15 protein-coding genes are annotated in these 18,423 nt (G+C 34.0%); 3 read left to right on the forward strand and 12 right to left on the reverse strand.

What is annotated here, in order from left to right; translation table 11 throughout:
- Positions 1-45: 45 nt before the first annotated feature.
- The 3 genes from V7138_RS21480 to rfbF form a co-directional block, all read right to left on the reverse strand.
- Positions 46-1,299 carry a UDP-glucose dehydrogenase family protein gene (locus tag V7138_RS21480; RefSeq protein WP_335401416.1) on the reverse strand — a complete coding sequence of 418 codons (1,254 nt, stop codon included), beginning with the start codon at positions 1,297-1,299 and terminating at the stop codon, positions 46-48.
- Positions 1,296-2,396, reverse strand: coding sequence for an NAD-dependent epimerase/dehydratase family protein (locus tag V7138_RS21485; RefSeq protein ID WP_335401419.1), 1,101 nt, complete (start codon positions 2,394-2,396; stop codon positions 1,296-1,298). Before V7138_RS21485 ends, V7138_RS21480 begins: the two co-directional genes overlap by 4 nt.
- Before the next feature lie 176 nt (positions 2,397-2,572).
- Complete coding sequence (rfbF, locus tag V7138_RS21490; RefSeq protein ID WP_335401422.1) at positions 2,573-3,367, reverse strand: glucose-1-phosphate cytidylyltransferase; 795 nt, start codon at positions 3,365-3,367, stop codon at positions 2,573-2,575.
- Positions 3,368-4,872: 1,505 nt separating this feature from the next.
- Between rfbF and V7138_RS21495 the strand changes: the two genes are divergently transcribed.
- Entirely contained in the window at positions 4,873-4,983 is a 111-nt protein-coding gene (locus V7138_RS21495; RefSeq protein ID WP_335401424.1) for a YjcZ family sporulation protein, read from the forward strand.
- Between the two features lie 155 nt (positions 4,984-5,138).
- Here the strand turns inward: V7138_RS21495 and V7138_RS21500 are convergent, their stop codons facing one another.
- Complete coding sequence (locus V7138_RS21500) at positions 5,139-5,312, reverse strand: hypothetical protein (RefSeq protein ID WP_335401426.1); 174 nt, start codon at positions 5,310-5,312, stop codon at positions 5,139-5,141.
- Positions 5,313-6,742: 1,430 nt separating this feature from the next.
- Here V7138_RS21500 and V7138_RS21505 point away from each other — a divergent pair.
- A complete protein-coding gene (locus V7138_RS21505; protein ID WP_335401427.1) occupies positions 6,743-6,847 on the forward strand; it encodes a YjcZ family sporulation protein in 105 nt (34 codons plus the stop codon).
- 187 nt (positions 6,848-7,034) lie between these two features.
- Here V7138_RS21505 and V7138_RS21510 read toward each other — a convergent pair whose 3' ends face one another.
- Positions 7,035-7,238, reverse strand: a complete 204-nt coding sequence (locus V7138_RS21510; RefSeq protein ID WP_335401429.1) for a hypothetical protein — start codon at positions 7,236-7,238, stop codon at positions 7,035-7,037.
- A 1,061-nt stretch (positions 7,239-8,299) separates the two neighbouring features.
- Here V7138_RS21510 and V7138_RS21515 point away from each other — a divergent pair.
- Positions 8,300-9,982, forward strand: a complete 1,683-nt coding sequence (locus V7138_RS21515; protein ID WP_335401432.1) for a GMC family oxidoreductase — start codon at positions 8,300-8,302, stop codon at positions 9,980-9,982.
- Between the two features lie 224 nt (positions 9,983-10,206).
- On the opposite strand, the gene V7138_RS21520 is transcribed toward V7138_RS21515, so the two are convergent.
- The 7 genes from V7138_RS21520 to V7138_RS21550 all read right to left on the reverse strand — a co-directional run bounded on the left by V7138_RS21520 (position 10,207) and on the right by V7138_RS21550 (position 18,402).
- Entirely contained in the window at positions 10,207-11,007 is an 801-nt protein-coding gene (locus V7138_RS21520) for a hypothetical protein (RefSeq protein ID WP_335401434.1), read from the reverse strand.
- A 436-nt stretch (positions 11,008-11,443) separates the two neighbouring features.
- Positions 11,444-11,809 carry a hypothetical protein gene (locus V7138_RS21525; RefSeq protein ID WP_335401437.1) on the reverse strand — a complete coding sequence of 122 codons (366 nt, stop codon included), beginning with the start codon at positions 11,807-11,809 and terminating at the stop codon, positions 11,444-11,446.
- A gap of 684 nt (positions 11,810-12,493) precedes the next feature.
- On the reverse strand, positions 12,494-13,429 hold the full coding sequence (locus V7138_RS21530) for a hypothetical protein (RefSeq protein WP_335401440.1): 936 nt from the start codon (positions 13,427-13,429) through the stop codon (positions 12,494-12,496).
- 611 nt (positions 13,430-14,040) lie between these two features.
- On the reverse strand, positions 14,041-14,712 hold the full coding sequence (locus V7138_RS21535; protein ID WP_335401443.1) for a hypothetical protein: 672 nt from the start codon (positions 14,710-14,712) through the stop codon (positions 14,041-14,043).
- 200 nt (positions 14,713-14,912) lie between these two features.
- The gene (locus V7138_RS21540; protein WP_335401445.1) at positions 14,913-15,071 is read right to left on the reverse strand and encodes a hypothetical protein; all 159 of its coding nucleotides are present in this window, start codon (positions 15,069-15,071) and stop codon (positions 14,913-14,915) included.
- 472 nt (positions 15,072-15,543) lie between these two features.
- Positions 15,544-16,554 (reverse strand): G5 domain-containing protein, encoded by a 1,011-nt coding sequence (locus V7138_RS21545; RefSeq protein ID WP_335401447.1) that lies wholly within the window; start codon positions 16,552-16,554, stop codon positions 15,544-15,546.
- Between the two features lie 573 nt (positions 16,555-17,127).
- On the reverse strand, positions 17,128-18,402 hold the full coding sequence (locus tag V7138_RS21550; RefSeq protein ID WP_335401449.1) for an IS110 family transposase: 1,275 nt from the start codon (positions 18,400-18,402) through the stop codon (positions 17,128-17,130).
- Between the last annotated feature and the right edge of the window lie 21 nt (positions 18,403-18,423).

Genomic DNA, 18,423 nt, shown 5'->3' on the forward strand with positions numbered 1-18,423 from the left:
ATTAATAAGGATAGTGAGGGCGCTTTCCTTTTTCATCATCGTTCATTAATCGTATATATAACGATAATCGAAAACTTTCTTCTTTTTTATCGATTCTCTATTTATTAAAAATTCATCCCATGCTGTTAAAATAACAACATGATTTACTTTCGCAAGTAATGATTTTAAGTTAGGGGAATATTCAATAGGAAGACCGTATGCCTCTTTAAACTCTTCAATAGCCATAGGGTCATAAGCAATAATATTTTTATATCCTTTTTGTAACAACCCTTCAATAATTGATTTTGCAGGTGTATCCCTTATGTCATTTGAATTTGGCTTAAATGCTAAACCAAGAATACCTATATACTCATTCTCTTCAACTTTTCCTGCCACATCATTAACAGCAAATTCTTTAATCGCCTCATTTACTTTTAAGGTTCCTGTCAATAATTGTGGTGAGTAGGAGTTCTTTAATGACTGGTTAACTAATGCCATAGTATCCTTCGGGAGACAATAGCCTCCAAAACCACAACCCGGATAAACATAGCAAGTCATTTTAGCTGGATCACCAAACCATCTTTTATCTAGATGCAAGACTTGAAAGGATTTTTTTATTTCAATATCGCCAATGGAATTAGCGATTAATGCCTGTTCGTTCGCAAAACTAATAAGAGTTGCTAGCAAAGTGTTAGATAAATACTTAATAAATTCTGCCGTATTTAAACTAACCCTATAGATAGGGGCATTAAATGAATGATAAATTTTTTCCACCATCTGTCCGCTCTTATCTTCTTCCTGACCAATAACAATTCGATCTGGATTCATAAAATCTTCCCAGGCATTACCTTCTCTTAAAAACTCAGGATTATTGGTTAAACCAATATCAACACCAACCTTAAAACCCAGACTTTCTATATACGGTCTAATACTTTCGCTTGTCGTTGATGGAGGAATGGTCGATTTAAGAACCAGTACTTTAAAGTACGGCTTTTTTATATATGCCGCTATACTTTTAATTGCATCCAAAATATAGCCCAGATATGCACTCCCATCAGATTTACTCGGGGTTCCCACACAAAGAAAGATAACTTTACTATTATTTACAGCTTCCTGTAAATCGTCAACAATTGTAAAACCTTTGTTTAAATGCTGATTTAATTTCTCATCAAGATACGGTTCATAAAAGGGAATAGTCCCTTTTTTTAACTTCTCTTTTTTCTTTTGATCAATATCATAGCCGTAAACACTATACCCTTTATCGCAAAACCCTAAAGCAGTTGTCAATCCAACAAAGCCTAGGCCGATCACGGTAATCACTGATTTCCCCCTCCTTCCTTCAAAAAGGTTAGAAAGCGGTGCACACCTTCATAAATAGAAATAGAAGGCGAATAATTTAACAGTTCTCTAGCCTTTGAGATATCGGGACATCTTCTTAATGGATTATGTGTTAAATAGCTTTGCTCATCAGATTCTCTAAATTCGATTGATTGATTAAACCCATATATAGCTAAGCCTGCCTCTTTATAAATCCTGGCCAATTCTTTTATCGAAATTTCGGGTTTATCAATACCTATATTAAAGTAGTCAAAAGGTTCATATAGTAATGCCTTTAAATATCCAGCTATTGCATCTGTCACATAACAAAATGTTCGAGTTGGTTTACCGTCGGAATACATGACTAGCTTCTTGTTTTCAATAATCGCTTTCGCAAAATCAGCCGGTACCCGCCTATCATTAAGTCTCATACCCGGTCCATAATTATTAAATGGTCTGACTATAGAAATCGGCATATGGAATTTTTCGGCATATAGGTAACAAAGTGTCTCGCCAAATCTTTTTGCCTCATCATAGCAGGCACGCGGTCCTATCATAGCCACATTTCCTCTGTAATCCTCGGAAGTTGGAATATAATCCGGAAATGGATCACCATAAACCTCACTGCTCGAGAAAAATAAAAATCCTTTAATATCTTTATTCTTATAAAAATCCAGCAAACCTCTTAGTCCTAATACATTTGCATCAACAGTTTCAAGAGGATATTTTCTATAATAGGTCGGTGAGGCAATTGAAGCCATGTGGATAATAAAATCAACATTATTAATATTATTCGTTTCAAATGATGAAAATTCAGTAATATCAAAAGTATAAAGTTCAATCTTTGAATTTGATTTACTTAAATTCTCAATCCATTTTGGTTTCCCAAGTTTGAAATTATCAATTCCAATAATCTTTTTAATTCCCATTTCATCTGAATACTCAGATAAAAATGACATTAAATAATAGCCTAAGAAGCCGGCGCATCCGGTTATCAAGATTGATGAATCCTTAAGTTTTTCTTTTTCGGACTTTCCAAGCTTATTATATATATACTGGAGGTCTGTTTGAAAAATTGTATGGTTTTTATTATTTTTCATTTTTATCCACCTATATTTTAATTTTGATTCTATATTGCCGTTTTCTCGATGTGGCATAGCACTGAATTCCAGTACCGTTTCTCGATGAATAAATTATGACTTACTTTGTAAGAAGCTAATAGAACCATAATTAATAACTCATTATTCCTTCGTCTTTTGAGAAATCTAATAAAATTTTACTCCTTAACCTTCATATCCCATGTTTTCCAGGGAGCACTACCCGAAGCCCAAATCTCTTGTAAGTATCGCTTATCCCGTAAAGTGTCCATCGGATACCAAAAGCCAGAATGTTTATAGGCCATTAATTGTCCATCCTTAGCAAGGTTCTCTAATGGTTCCTTTTCAAATACCGTTTGGTCCCCGTTATTTAGGTAGTTAAAAACTTCTGGTTGCAATACCATAAAGCCAGCATTTATCCAACTGCTATCCCCTTTTATCTTCTCCTGGAACTTCTCTACTTTTTGGTCAACAGTCAAGGACAAAACACCAAACCTGCCCTCCGGCTGTGTAGTGGTTACTGTAGCTAGCCTCCCATGGGAGCGATGAAATTCAACTAAGTCCTTTATATTTACGTCGCTAACTCCGTCGCCATACGTCACCATAAAAGGTTCATTTCCAACATAATCCTGTACTCTTTTGATTCGACCACCTGTTAATGTGTTTAAACCTGTATCAACCAAGGTGACTTTCCATGGTTCAGCGGAGTTCTTATGAATGATACATTTATTTCTTTTCTGAAGATCAAAAGTTATATCGGAATTATATAGGAAATAGTTAGAAAAGTACTCTTTAATAACATGACTCTTATATCCTAAACAAATAATGAAGTCATTAAAACCATAACTAGAGTACAATTTCATAATGTGCCATAAGATTGGCTTATCCCCAATCTCTATCATAGGTTTGGGTTTTAAATGCGTTTCTTCACTTATTCTGGTGCCAAACCCTCCAGCTAAAATTAAGACCTTCACATTTTCCCTCCTACTCGGCTTTTTTCCATAACTTCTATCTTTAATATATTCTTAACTCCAAAAGCTGTTCGGGCAATACCTAAACTTCAAACGCCTATTTTATGGGTATTGAAATCAGGGAAAAGGAAGTGAAGTTACAAAAAGGGCTTTTTTATGTTGATAACAGTGATTCAGCAGCGTTTAGGGCATACAAACATCAATACAACCATGGCTCATATAACCTCCAATATGAAGAAAAGGCCTCCCACCAGTTCAGTAAACTGATGAAAGACTTCTCTAATAAGATGATTGTAGTGAAAAAAGTGAACATATGTTGCTTAATATAAGCAAAAGCCTTATATATCAAGGCTTTATGATGTTTATTACATCATTCCGCCCATTCATGAATATCAATATAGAATAAAGCTGCTTAAAAAAGCCTTGATTTTAGCAACTTTTCTATTATGAGCATTTTATAGCTACTAGTCCAACAGACCCTCAGTTACTATTTTTAGTTATTATGAGCCAACTGGCAATTTACTAATCTGAGGTGTACAAAACGAGCGCTATTATGACCCATTTATTACGTTCTTTCATTTTATATATAAATAAGAAGAAAATCAGATCAAAATCGTCATCTCTTACCGCAAACGTTTAAATGTCTTATTAATTTACTACAACGAACTTGGCATTCAAATGATTTTATTATTTCTTAAATCAGGGTTAATTCCTAACCTTAGAAAAAAAAAAATATAACGTAAGTCACTGGGTTGGTAGATACAACCTTGAGGGGTTACCCTCTAACAGCAAGTTAAAAATGCAGGATCAGTATTTTGTTTATCCCAACCAGAAAACCGTTAGTGGAATAACAAATTCTACCCGTCATATTGAAAAATTAACTGATATAATGCTATGCAAAATCCTAAAATACTTGCTTTCATTTTAGATGGATGGTTACTTTTGCTACGAAACAAGTATAAGAAAACAAAAATAAATCCTATAGGTATCCAAAGCTCGAAGACACCTTCTTCTGTAAGTAAGAAAAAATTGGAGCAATATAAGTGCTTATCAGAAAGTAAAAGAAAACAGTAAAACGTCGTGTTTCTAATTGCTTACTCCACCTAACTAAAAAGAAGATAATTATTATTACGATAACTGTAATATGCAAAGGGGGGAGAAAAATAGCACTGTCCCCAAATTCAAATTTCATTCTGTTTTGCCCTCCTTTTTTATACTGTATCGCATTTTGTAAAATTCGGACTATTTTTTATATAAAGCCAGACCTGCCTCCGTAACTGTCATTTAATCATATCCCTTATTCACTAACCTGCTTCGTTAGTACAGCAAGTCCATGTTAATCGAATAAATGTAGTAGATGTACCAAGACACATAATTAAACCATTTAGAAGAACTTAAGTGGTACATCATAGATAAAAATACCATTGTTAAAAAGTTCCACACTTGTCCATGTCGGGTTATTTTGTTGATTCATAGACTATGTTATCTTTACAAAAGGAGGTGTGTCTATGAGCGGCGGCGGATACGGAATGGGTATGGGTGCAGGATTTGCATTAATTGTTGTACTTTTCATCCTCCTAATCATTGTTGGTACTTCATTCGTGGGCGGTGGATACTAATCTCTCCTAATAAGTATCATTGAAATCAACCCCAATCGAAAAGAAGCGTTTTGTACGCTTCTTTTCTATGTCGCATTTTGTGTCAAATGTGATATAAATAAACCATTTTCTTTATTGAACTACCTGCTCCGTTAGCTCAAAAAGCAATCCTCTACCTATAAAACAATCCGTGCATTTGTTTCTTTTTCTCTCACAATCAGATTATCAATGAAACTGTTGGTTTCACTTAATACCAAGTCGACAGTATCATCTATTTCAATTCCTAGTTCTTCGAGTGCAGATTCGATTTCATCATAACGCCCATTGCTAATGTCAAGTTTGATTTTCAAATTGCAACCTTCTTTCGTTCATCGTGATACATAGCCATGTTTCAAAAGTAGTTTAACAATCGGATTTTCGTATATCAATATAATTTGAACACTTTACAGATATAGCCACATTGATTACACAATATGGTTGATTTAAATAAAAAAACTGCCAAATAATTGGAAGTTTTATTTCGTAATATAATCTTCTTAAACTAAACTACCCCATTAGTTTAATAAAAAAGGGCAGCCGCAACAACCCCACTTTTCCACTAAAGCACCCTTTAGTTGGACAACTCCATAACTAATAAACTTTTCATAATTTCCTTTGGTTTAAAGATACCGTTCTCAATAAAAATATTTGCCCAATCCATTCATATAAGCTTCATCATTCATATTTGAAGTTAGATGGGCTACTAGGCATTCATCCAATCAAAGCTTTGACCCTGAGCATATAACTGGTTATTAGTCTAATTTCAATGAGGAGTGAACTTCGAAATATGGAAAATATACGACAAATGCCACTCTATGCACAGAATCCCTGGGGTCTTCAAAATTGTATTTATCGTTTCACGTTTCTGAGGCTTAGAAACGGAGACAATTTCTGGTTTTTTTTAACAACTGTAGGAGAATCAAGAGTTTATGGTTATAGGTTTTTCGGCGGAAGATGGAATCAATATTCGGTTGCTTTAAGCGATATTGTTTCCTTCTATTGTTCTCCTCCGACTCCAACTCTATATTAAAACACTGCCTCTGACCTTCGTAATCGTATCGTTAAGTCTTACTTTAGAAGCGTCTGGGCTTTCGCCTAATCTGAGCTTTTTTTAAAAATCGAATACTGTGATCATCAGATATTCGTTACATGCGTGTGCCCTTCCATCATGTATAGAACGTTAATCATTTCGGTTAGCGTTCTTTATACTGAAATTAGACTATTAATCCTAAGGCTACGTTAAACTGCACTATAGTTGAATAAGAAAAAAAGACCGACACAGTGAGCATCATCTTGTGCTCTAGCACACCTTCGCATACATTAAAAATTCAATTTGTTATTTATTCTAGAGTTGATTAAATTAGTCCTTCATAAAATAAACTGGACCATTAGTTTCATAACTTTAACAAAAAAGTGCATCAATCCTTCTAGGGTCAACGCACCTTTAACAGATTTAAAAAGCTGCCATAATGACAGCTTGATCCATAACTCTTGCACCCTTTAATTTAAGTACACTTCGTCACAATTGCATGAAAATACAAATTATTAAATCCACTCTTGTCCATTTCATTTTGGTATTTTGCGCATAAACTAAATTAACCTCCGTACTCCACAGTTTTCCACCTCTTACAGGACGCTCATTATTATGGGTGTCCTGTAATTCATAATAATATCAATAGTCCAAGCATATTAAATTTGGTTATATATACTGAATTAACTTCAAAAAAAGGAGGTGTAGGCTATGAGTGGATACGGCTATGGCCATGGTAAGAACTTCGCCTTAATCGTTGTGTTATTCATCCTGTTAATTATTGTTGGGGTATCCTTCGTTCATCATGGGTACTAATTTAAATTAGGTATTCCTAGCTGACTACCTTAGTAGTCAGCCTTTTACATATATATATGTGTGTAAACTATAAATTCCCCCAGTAAAACTCTCGCTGAATTAACTTTTACCAACAATGCTTTTCGGTGATTCCAGCCTATCCATTTGGTTTTTAGTAAGATTGTGATGAATTGTACTCATACTAATATTAATAATGGTGGTGATGGTGGTAAGGATAGTAATGATGGTGATAAGGGTAGTGATGATGATAAGGGTAGTAAGGATAGTGATGATGATGGTACGGATATCCAAATCCAAACCCTGGACCTCCAAACCCTAGTCCTGGTCCAAAACCGAAACCTGAACCTGGTCCACCTAAACCAATGCCTGGATACTGTCTGTTAATGTACATAAAAACATTCATCCTCCTCATTTCATTTTACAATACAGCATATGCATTTTTGGGTAAATGTTCTTGGGTATTTGTCTTGATTTCTAGAATTTATATGACATATGCTGAATCCAATAGATAAAATGGACCTTTCATCAACAACTCTTGTTCTATGTTAGAATTAAATCAATTCAGCACTCTGGTGGATAATACAACCATATTCTTATTTAACTAATCTGCCCCTTTAGTTAAACAAAGAAAATATCACTTAGTTCTTATATTGGTCAGTTTAGGAATGATTTCTTGCTAACTAAAATGCTTCATTAGCTCAAAAAGCAAATAGCTAATGTCCTCTACACAAATCACTATCGAAAAGTACCCGTATGATCGAATTGCGAAATAAATTATTATTTGAATTTAACATTTTTCCCTGTCGTTTTATCTTTTTTTGAATATACTGTTATTGTTCCATATAACTCGGTTCAACTTGGGAATCCATTGCCTTGAAAAAGTATTGGGATCCAACATTTGTCGCTTTCATATAAAGACGCATCTAAGACTATTACATTTCATGTAATGGTCTCTTTTTGCTTCGCTTTTTGTTTCTACTTCGACATACGAGCTTAGTTTTTCAAACTAAACTATCCTGCCCCGTTAGCTCAATAACTTCAACAAAAATAGGCGATAATCTCTCGCACCCTTAATTGTAAATAAGTTTTTTTAACAACCTTACCTTTTTGTTTTCTCTCATTTTTGCATGTTTTTGCTAACTGTATTTTGAGTCACTCCAATTACCAATTTTCCTAATTAGGCTTTATGACAGTGAAACATTTGAGAAAAAATTGCATAATAACGTCCTGTTGATTCATAAAAAATACCTTGCCTTACAAACGAGTTATATATAGAAACTATTTCTTAATAGTAATAAAACAATATTAATTATTACCTTTGTTCCTTGAAAAAGTAAATCGGCTACCATAGTCAAAAACTGATGTAACATGGACACTCACAACAAGGTGGATACCCCATATATATAAATACGGCCTATTCGGCCAAAATCGGCTTTGGAAAGGAATGATGAAATGTCCGCAAAAAATACATTTGATTATATTGTAATCGGCGCTGGAACTGCAGGTGGAGTAATTGCAAAAAAATTATCGGATGACACAAGTATATCTGTACTTGTCCTTGAACCAGGAACAAATATGGTTAAAGAGCTAAGCAGTCCTTCTGGTGCAGTATCAGGAATACTGGCTTCTGATAATAGACATTCTTTTAATATGCTTACAAATGCTGAGCCAAGTATTGGGAATCAGCAGCTTAGAATCTCAGGTGGCAGAGCCATCGGGGGGAGCTCCGAGCATAATGCCATGTATGCAGTACGGGGGAGCAGTGAACTTTATGATGAGTGGGCAAACGCAGTTGGATCTCAGTGGAGTTATAATAATGTAAGTTCTTTATTCATAGAAAATGAAACTTATACGGGAAAGACACAAGAACCTGAAGAACGCGGAAGAAAAGGCCCCATCTTTGTCAGGCAGCAAACTATTCCCAAGGACGGGCTTACCGTTACGTTAGCAAAAGCAACATCAGATGTATTAAATATTCCTATTGTTGAGGATTACAATACTGGTATAAGGGATTGTACATTTTTTAAATCACAATTTTTAAATAAGGAAGTGAATGGACGCTTCGTTCGCTCATCTACTGCCACTGGATATTTAAATAGAAAAATTGTGACACAAGGTAATGAGTTCCATCCAGATGAGGTTGGAGTTGGCAGCAGAAATTTAGTTATTTTGGCTAAAACAACGGTGAATAAAATTTTATTTGAACAAGATGGTAGAATACAAGTTGCCGTGGCAGTAGAATTTGTTAGAAATGGTAAATCAAATATAGCATTCGCTAAGAAGGGGATTATTGTTAGTGCAGGTAATTTTTCCTCTGTTATATTACAACGTTCTGGAATAGGTAAACCGGATGATCTTGCTAGAGCAGGTATTGAAACACTTATAAACAACCCAAATGTGGGGCATAACTTTCAAGCCCATTTTACGACCGGAATGGGAGTAGCAGTTAAAACCAAGCGAATTTTAGATCTCATGTCAGCAGACCCAGACAATCCATTTCCACTGGGAGCTTTTAAAGGAGACGGTGGAAGTGAAGGCAGACGGCTTCAAATATATGGATCTCCAACACCAACGTTTCTCCCTACTCAAGATGTTCTAGCTAATAATTGGGGGTTTAATCCGAAAAAGAGGATCAATATTATGAGTATTGGCCTTTTTGACCTAAACCCAAAAAGTAGGGGTACTATTTTGGCTGCACACAGCGATCCTGAGGCCTATCCTTCCATCGACCTTAATCCACTTGGAGATCCTGATGATCTAAATTTCATGATTGATCAGTATATTGAGACCTTCCACATTATGAAGAAAGCGCGTGAACTCGACCCTGAAGGCATTTACAAGGTTGTATACCCACCTGAAAAAATCTTTGAGATAGAGGATAAGGACGAACAGCGAAAAAAATTAGAAAGTTACGTAAGAGCGTCTTATCGGAATATTTTCCACTTTGGAGGTCAATGCAAGATGGCCACGAGTATTCGTGACGGCGTTGTAGATGGATATCTGAATGTCTTTGGCACCAAGAACCTAAAAGTCGCCGATCTTTCCATCTCCCCCATTTTACCAGATGGCAACACTTCCATGCCTTCCCAAATGATTGGTTTAAATGCCGTTAAATTTATTCAGAATCAAGAATGAGCAGATGAAATCGGGTTTAATATAAGACTAAGCCATATAACAAGAATTCCATCAGTTATTAAGGATGAAAAAAGCCGTTGATTAAAAATTGACCAACGGCTTTTTATTTGCCTCTTTAACGGTCTATTTTAATGTCATTTGAGGTGTATTTTTAGAAAGTTCACCTCAAAACGGAAACTTTAGATTTATTCCCTAGCTTTTTATCATGATAATTTGATAGGTTATTAATAACCCTTTTCATTCAATACAGATTCCTCACAAAACTTTAATCGTTTAGATGCCTCTTCAACTTCTAATACATTCTTTTCAAAGTATCCATGTAAGATTAAGAAAGAAAATCTTTGTGCATTAATTGTATTTTCTCTCGAAACATTAAATGGTAACACCCCAAAACTATGAGACGAGGAGTTCCTCAATTCGAAGAGTTCATAATAGTAATCATAATAAGACATATTAGTATTGTAGTAGGATTCATCCGGATTGACATTTACTTCTTCTTTCCATCTTTGTTTGGCTCTTATGACTTTAGCTTTGTCTTCCCTCCTACCCGGCTTTCCTAGTAGTGCTTCAACTGCTCTACAACTTTGTACCAATGCAGATTCCATTTTCGCTATTAACGATGCCTCTTCCCATTTATAAGGTTCATGACTTTCGTGTTTTTTATATGGCTCCTTACTAATCTCACAATGTAAACAGAACCAATGACTTTCAAACGAATTGAGAAAGATACTGGCTGCCGTATAAAATTTATCATCTCTCAAAAGTAATTCCATGATGGGACTTATATGTCTAAAATATGAAATATTATGAACAGCTCCGTTAAAGGTACCAAATCCTATATGATCATTATCAAAACAATTTGTATCATTCAGGGAAATACAGGGATCAAAATAATACATCCAGTTATAATTCATTTCATAAATATGTTCGTATAAATTTGCAAAAGCTGATGCAATTCTAATTACCTCACCAATGTTTTTCCAATAATTTAATGACTTAACCGCCGGTGAAACATCACTTACCAATGATGTCTCTCCTTCAGCAAGAGTCCAGGCAAACAACCTCTCGTACTCGGTTTCTAATATTGGGATAAAGTCCCCTACCTTAAATCGTTTATTAAAACCATTTTTTTTCACGCCAGTAATAATAGCATAATGGCTCGAACCATTAGGAACATCTATGGGGTATTTTTTTTCCTTTCTTCTTGTTTCAACTCAACTAATTTCATATATGATTCAAATTCTTTTATTAGATTCTTCATCTCACATGTACTCATGATGGCAGTGTTCATATTAAGTACAACTTTGTCAATCCTTTACAAGAAACTTAAAAAGGCAACGCCCAGAGGGTTAGTTGCCTTTCTTTAAAATGAGTTGCGAGATACACTCCACATGGCTTGAGTGGTGATCGCAGATATATTGTTGTAGTGGTGTTTACAAAGCACCTCGTAATGAGATGCCCTTAATCATATATTTCTCCTGTCTTTATAACATTGTGGATTATTTTTTTCGTTTGCTGATATCTATCTTTGTCGCTTTCCAAAGTGATAAACAATTTGGGTGTTCTAATTAACTTTTCTGTCAATAGGTACAACCTATTTTCCTCTTCAGACAACTTGCTTGTATCTACGCCATATGCTGCTTGATAATGAAGCATAACCTCTTTATCTTTTTCTGTAAGATCCTTGTCTTCTTCAATTGTCGAATCAAAAATACTTAGAATCTGTTCAGTATCTCTGGCCATGTTCTCACTAATGTTCTTATGAATATTAGAACTGCAACCGAATAAAAAGAGTGATATCAATGAAAACAGTAATAGTTTTTTCAAATGTATGATCTCCAAGAATATGTAATCAAATACTTATTCTATATACGATGTTATATTCCTTTAGGTTTCGTTAAATTAATCTCCAATCCTTAGTCCTCAAAGTTGGAACCTCACAGCATATGTAACTGAAGCACCAAAGCAAAGGAACTATGCAATTAATTTAACCCTAATCCTTCAAATACCCTATCCTATCCGTTCCCCAACCTTTTTTGGATATAGAAACCATCCTTTTGTGAATAGAATCGTCTGCAGACAAATGTTCTAACTATTTGGTTAAAAGTAGGGTTTTTATAAGTATTTGTCCTATTTATCTTATAAACATTCACATTAGTAAAATTATTCATATAAAATATACAGCCAGGGTTGTATTAGCACTACAACTCTGGCTGTAAAGGAGGTGAGCAGTTAAATGAAAACAACTGACGTGGTAACAATTGTTTGTGCAATCTTGGGGATTGTTCTAACTACTGCAATAACTATTTTAACCTTAATTCGTCTTATTTTAGCTATTGTATAAACCTCACATTTTCCAGTATATGATTAACACTCATATACTGGTTTGTTTTTTTGTATATATTTTTAAACTTTTTTATACAAATTATTTTTTTACTACGCTACTTACTTCCTCCTCACATTAATGCATTATAAAAAGCACCCTCGAAAGGATGCTTAGATAAGTTCTTTTTAATAAGGAACTAAGTCATATTCAAAGAATATGGTTCCTTTTTCGAAATTTGAATCCATAAATAAGATATCAAAAGATAGGCCACAAGAACCATCAAAATTAGCTAAAACCTCTTTAGAAAATGACGAAGGGTAATAGTTTCCACAAGTACTTCCAACATAAATATACCAAGGTAAATTGAGATGAGAAGCTGTGGTACTCACACTATTAAATACTTGTTTTCCCCAATCCTCCAAAATCTTTGTCTTATTTTCACTATGTAATGTATCGAAAAGTATTAGTTTCTCATCAGAAATATCTTTAACAGTTGCTTCTAATCTATCATTAACAATTTCTACTTCCCAATTTAAACTTATCCCACTTTGATATGGAATTACAAAACTATCAAGATCCTGTTTTAATTGGTGAAGAGGATCATTCTGATAGTTAGATGAAGTCGAATCCTTAATGTTGTTTGCCGTTTCATTTGTTGTTTGAACCGTTTTATTAGTACTAAATTTAGAATTAGTTTCATTTATGTTTGACGAATATATAATAGATTGAGAATCATCTGGATCTGCTGCTACTTTATCTGTATTACCTTCATCTGAGAATCGTCGAAATGTACCTGCGATTCCAATATATTTGCCCTCGATATTTGGGATGGATATTTCATAAAGGCTAAACAAGTAATAATTACTTCGATCAACTCCTGCTTCATACCCACCATTTAACATATTTACGATGCCAAAACCAACAGCACTCTTATCACCAGAAAGAAGTTGATTATCAGCAAGTGGAGAAACAACCCTTTCAATAAAATCATCCGTTGAGGGATTGGAAAAACAACCTACTACTAAAATTAAAAAAACACTATAAGCTATAGAAAATTTAAATCCAAGCAAATAACCTAAAACGAAACCAAGCATAATAAAAATAATAATAAATATGACCATCGAATATCCCACCTATTTAAAATCTTTCTGTTAAATTATATCGGCCAAACATATTAGATTTTAAAGAGTTTAGAAAATTTCTCCATACTGCTTCTTATGCTTAAATAATTTGAAATTAGATAATACTTAGGAAGAGGTGAATAGTTATGGAATATATTAAATTAATAACTGAAGTTTTGTCATTGTTGACAGCAATAATAATTTTGAAAAGTGAACTTAACAAATGGTTTCAAAAAAATAGATTATTAAACAAATTAATAAAAAGTAAATTAGTACTTCCTCCTCACAGCTCCTCTCGCCCTTTTGAATGTATCTCTCCTGGTACCCATTAGATCCTCTAAATCTCTGCGACTTAAATTTTCTTTGTTCTTTTTCATATACTTGTTAACAGCCTTATTCTTTTTAGGTAAACATAAAGTCATTCGTTCTATTTGTTCTCGATGTTGTTTTCTAAGATGAACAGCAAATTTCAAACAATCACCTCATTCATAATAACTCTTTGTCCTGAATTTCTAGATATCCTTTTAATGAACTTTAATTTCAAAAAAGCACATAATAAAAACGCCTCTCCATCTGGAAAGACGTTTCATGATTTAGTTTTTCTTGACAATCTATTGTAAAGTAAAGTCAAAGTTCGCTACAATTTGAGATGAAAGTCCTTTATTTAATACATCGAACTTTAGTGAAAATGGTTTAGTTGGATCTTTTAAAGGAAATACGATTATGCCTGTAGAATGATATCCTGGATATATTTCATAAGATATTCTTTCATTAATAATATTTATTGCTTCAGGAGTATCATCAGCTTCAAATTGCTGCCCATCTTGTAATAGGACTTGATCATAGCTTCTAAACCTAATATTCTCATCCCTTTTATTATCAACTGTCATATAAACATACAGTTCTTGTCCTATTAATACAAGCTTTTCAACAGAAACACTAATACCTGAATCTTCAACCACTTGATTCACTTGATATTCAAATGCTACTTGTTCTAAATTTTCTACTTGAACAGTATTTTCGTTTTCAACCGAGCTGTCTTCATTTTCGTTTTTATTAAGTTTCATTTCCGCTTTTACTAGGTATTCAGTCGCTTCCATATCGTCAGGTTTTTCATCAAGAGCAATTTTAAATGCTGAAACTGCATCTTCATATCTTTCCTCTTCAAAAGCCTCAATTCCCATTTCTAAACTTACAAGATACTTATTAGACTCTTCATTATCAGAACATCCCAATAAAAATAGTAAAATTAGTAAACAAGTACAAAAGCCAAATCTCTTCATATTTTTCCCCTTTTATAATTACTATTTTTAATTCATATTACTAAACAGTGGAATTTTCGACAATCTTTTTAATAAATAATTATAAAAAAAGCGCCCTAAAATCAATTTAGGACGCTTTCTTGATATTTTTCTATGTTATTAGAATACCATGGATAAAACTAAATGTTCTGCCTTAGTTCTGCCAAAGTCTACCATCAGTTTTAAATTACTTCAATAGCAATAATGTTATTTTCTGATGCTCTCCTGATTATTTCTGCAATATCCTCTTTTACTTCTATTTCTTCATAAGTCGTAATACTTAATATACCGTCAATTTCTTTTCTATCTGATATAACAACCCTAGCCTCAGATATAAGCATTGTAAAAGTAACTCTATTATTTAAATTTTTCTTCTTTAATTTTGTTATATATTTTCGGTCAATTTGAGAATAAAGTAAATAATAGGTTCGGTATCATCCGAAGAAAAGTATGAAAGAAAATTTGTTATTGTCTCTAATGTAATATGATGTGAGGAGATAAGTTCTCATAATCGGTTTTCTAAGAACTCCTTTCATTTAAATTGTGATTTAATAAGAGCGGAGATCTTCGTTGTAAATATAGAAGTTCAGTTCTATATGAACTTAGCTATTTTCTTACGTTCTTAAACTAAAGCACCCTATAGTTTAAGTACAATTCTTCACAAACTTTTAATAGCGAAGTTATAGATCTTTTTTAAGATACTTTTAAATATTTAACATCACAACACTTATGATATGTACTAACTTTTATAATATCAAAATTAAAAAAGAGAATCCCTCCCCCAAGGAGAAGGACCAATTTGGTTCATTCACATTAGAATGTTTTGTAGAATCCAGAAGTAGCATTGTTTAGGATTTGGCTATACAAAGAGTTCGCACTTGCTGTGCCACTACCATAAACAGCATTAGCGGCCGCTCGAACAGCAGATTCAACGTTTCTAATTTCATTTTGAATAGCATTGTATTCTCTTGTACCTTCTTCTTCTCCAAGAGCAGAAACTAAATCGGCTTTTGAAGTGTGTTTCCATGCGTAGTAGGTAGTCCCGTTGAAGGAAATACTATCTACATGGCTACTTCCGACCTCAACTTTTACCATATATCCAAAGCCATCACTAATTGTGTATGTGTTTCCGTTCTTTGATAGAACGCCTGAACCACTAAGGATGCTATGAGCTTTAGATGCTGATTGGTAGGTTGGAGCCGCTTGAACCACTTTTGTTCCTACTTTTACAATTTTGTTAGTAGGTTGCTTCGTTACAGTAGAAGACACAACATCTTTAGAAGTTAGTTTTCCATTTGTGTAGACTTCTTTATACGTGATAGTTTTTGTTCCGTTAGAACCATTTTGTACTACGACTGTTTTGCCCTTCTCTAAGTTAGCATCATTTTGTGTAACTGTTTGGAATGGGATAGATTCCGTAGCAGTTGTTGTTTTAGTTGTAATGCTATCCTTCTTTGGAGCAGGAGTAGATGTTGAAGTTGATTTGTTTTCAATCTTCTTCTCTACTTTTACTGTAACAGTTGGTGTGCTTTCTGTAGATTCCTTATAAGTATCTTTAGAACTGTCGTAGTTTTCTGTTTTTGTATCAACTTCTTTTTCAGTTGTAGTTTCTCTTGTATCGCCCTCTTGCTCACTATCTATATCTGCATTTTCTAACTTATTTCCTTCTTTTCGTACATCTTTTACATTTTCTTTCTCTTTATCTGCGATTAGCGTTTCCTCTACATTTTCTTCTTTAGAACTCTGAGAATCGGCCAATCCACAGGATACTAAAACTAATAATAAAATAAGTGTAAGTAATAAAATAATTCCTTTTTTAAACAAGTCAAACACCCTTTCTGGATTGATATATACCTTTTTTATATCGATATAGATATCCTTTTTTTTACTGGGAATTAAAACCAAAAATTCTTGTTTGTTAGAAGGAATTTAACTTACTTTAAAACAGGAAGACAATATCTCTCGTAAAAATCTTTATGGTAATGCTTATTCAACTCCCTCAGTTTGATACGAATATCTCTCGAATGCTCTCTTATTCGCAGGATTTCATATCCCTTTAAAACGGATTTATAGGTAATAGAAGTGAGTTCAGATCATTGTGGCTACGTGAAGACATAGTTAAATAAAGGAGTTAGCCGAAACTCCATATTTTACCATATAATGTACATCTCCACGCCGCCCCTGGAGGCTTTCCCTCCCATGTCTCAACGGGTCAAACGCCCTCTCATTCCTTCGTCATGCCTATCCAAGGGGTGGAGGCCAGTTATGCTATCCTGATGGGTCACATTGCCCTTATGTTGAAGAAACCTGGTACTCCGTACATATTTGAATTCCTACGAATAAGACAACATTCAAAATTAAAATTACTACTTTTGTGTAAGTCTAAAAGTTTTATTCTTAAGCTGCTAAAGGGATTGTTTCTTTCAATTTGCTTGGACAGTATTCCTCATTACGCTTAGCTATTCCTACAAAAATTCTTGCTAATTTACCGATTAACTTCATAATAGACTTCATTTTCTTCATCTTTTTGACTTTCACATTAAGTGCGTGAAGTGCTTTAAACTCATCGTTGTTCATCACAAGGCTCATGGTAGCTAAGTAAAGGAAACGCCGTAACCTAGACCGACCTCGTTTTGAAATCACAATCTGTCCTTTCCATTTTCCTGAACTTGCCTCTGCCAAATGAAGTCCTGCATGTCTTAATAAAGAATTACCATGAGAAAATCCACTTAAGTCTCCTGCTTCTCCTAAAATACCAGCCAATGAAATTTCACTTATCCCTTTAATCATAAGGAGTTTCTGTGCGAAAGGGATTTTATAGAGTTCTTCTTTGATTTGTTGTTCAACTCTATCGAGTTGTTTTATGGTAAGGTCGTATTCTTCTAGTAATTGTTCTAAATGAAATTTATATGCATCCAGTGCTTGAGTTGTTCCTATCGATGAATTTGCTAATTTAATAAGTAATTTAGCCTTTTTAGGACCAGGTTGTCGCTGCATTAATGACTTCCAACCCCTCATGACATCGTAGGGTTCTAGTGAAGCTATTTCAATAGGAGTTGGAAATAATCGAAGGGTTGCGATTGCCCCTTTACATGTTATATCTTTAAACACTTGTCTGAGTTCAGGGAAGACAATATCTACCCATCTATGAATCTGATTAGCTGAGCTTACAAGTCGTTTTACAATCACATCTCGATTTGATATTAATACTCTGAGCTTTTCGAAGGACTCCGAGGATAGACTGATAAAAGAATAGTATCCGTTTTTCACCATATCAGCGATCACTAGTGCATCTTTCTTATCACTTTTTGATTGAGTATTATCGCGATTTTCTTTATTCCTTTTTACTAAGTGGGGATTTACAGTTACTACCTCAATCTTTTGTTCATCAAGCCATTTCGAAATATTTTTCCAATAGTGACCTGTAGGTTCCATTCCTACAATGGCTGCATTTAAATTATTCATTTCTTGTAAACTTTGAATCCAACTTAATAATCTTTTAAAACCAACTTCACTATTTTCAATTGTAAGGGGATCTCCGACTATAATTCCACGGTAATTTATAGCTCGTGCAACGTGAAATTGTTGAGCAATATCCACACCGACGATTAAATGTTTATCGGAAATTCTTTCTATTAGTTGATTTTGTTTGTCTTGCATTTTAAAATTCATAGTAGGGCTTCCTCCTTAAGA

Origin of the sequence: Bacillus sp. JJ1533 (assembly GCF_036965045.1) — a bacterium.
Classification (GTDB): Bacteria; Bacillota; Bacilli; order Bacillales; family Bacillaceae_L; genus Ferdinandcohnia.

What these genes read in the sequence shown, in the direction of transcription:
- V7138_RS21485 (WP_335401419.1), bottom strand. Translation starts at nt 2,396, where the DNA reads ATGAAAAATAATAAAAACCATACAATTTTTCAAACAGACCTCCAGTAT.
- V7138_RS21495 (WP_335401424.1), top strand. Translation starts at nt 4,873, where the DNA reads ATGAGCGGCGGCGGATACGGAATGGGTATGGGTGCAGGATTTGCATTA.
- V7138_RS21505 (WP_335401427.1), top strand. Translation starts at nt 6,743, where the DNA reads ATGAGTGGATACGGCTATGGCCATGGTAAGAACTTCGCCTTAATCGTT.
- V7138_RS21510 (WP_335401429.1), bottom strand. Translation starts at nt 7,238, where the DNA reads ATGTACATTAACAGACAGTATCCAGGCATTGGTTTAGGTGGACCAGGT.
- V7138_RS21515 (WP_335401432.1), top strand. Translation starts at nt 8,300, where the DNA reads ATGTCCGCAAAAAATACATTTGATTATATTGTAATCGGCGCTGGAACT.
- V7138_RS21530 (WP_335401440.1), bottom strand. Translation starts at nt 13,429, where the DNA reads ATGGTCATATTTATTATTATTTTTATTATGCTTGGTTTCGTTTTAGGT.
- V7138_RS21535 (WP_335401443.1), bottom strand. Translation starts at nt 14,712, where the DNA reads ATGAAGAGATTTGGCTTTTGTACTTGTTTACTAATTTTACTATTTTTA.
- V7138_RS21540 (WP_335401445.1), bottom strand. Translation starts at nt 15,071, where the DNA reads ATGCTTATATCTGAGGCTAGGGTTGTTATATCAGATAGAAAAGAAATT.
- V7138_RS21550 (WP_335401449.1), bottom strand. Translation starts at nt 18,402, where the DNA reads ATGAATTTTAAAATGCAAGACAAACAAAATCAACTAATAGAAAGAATT.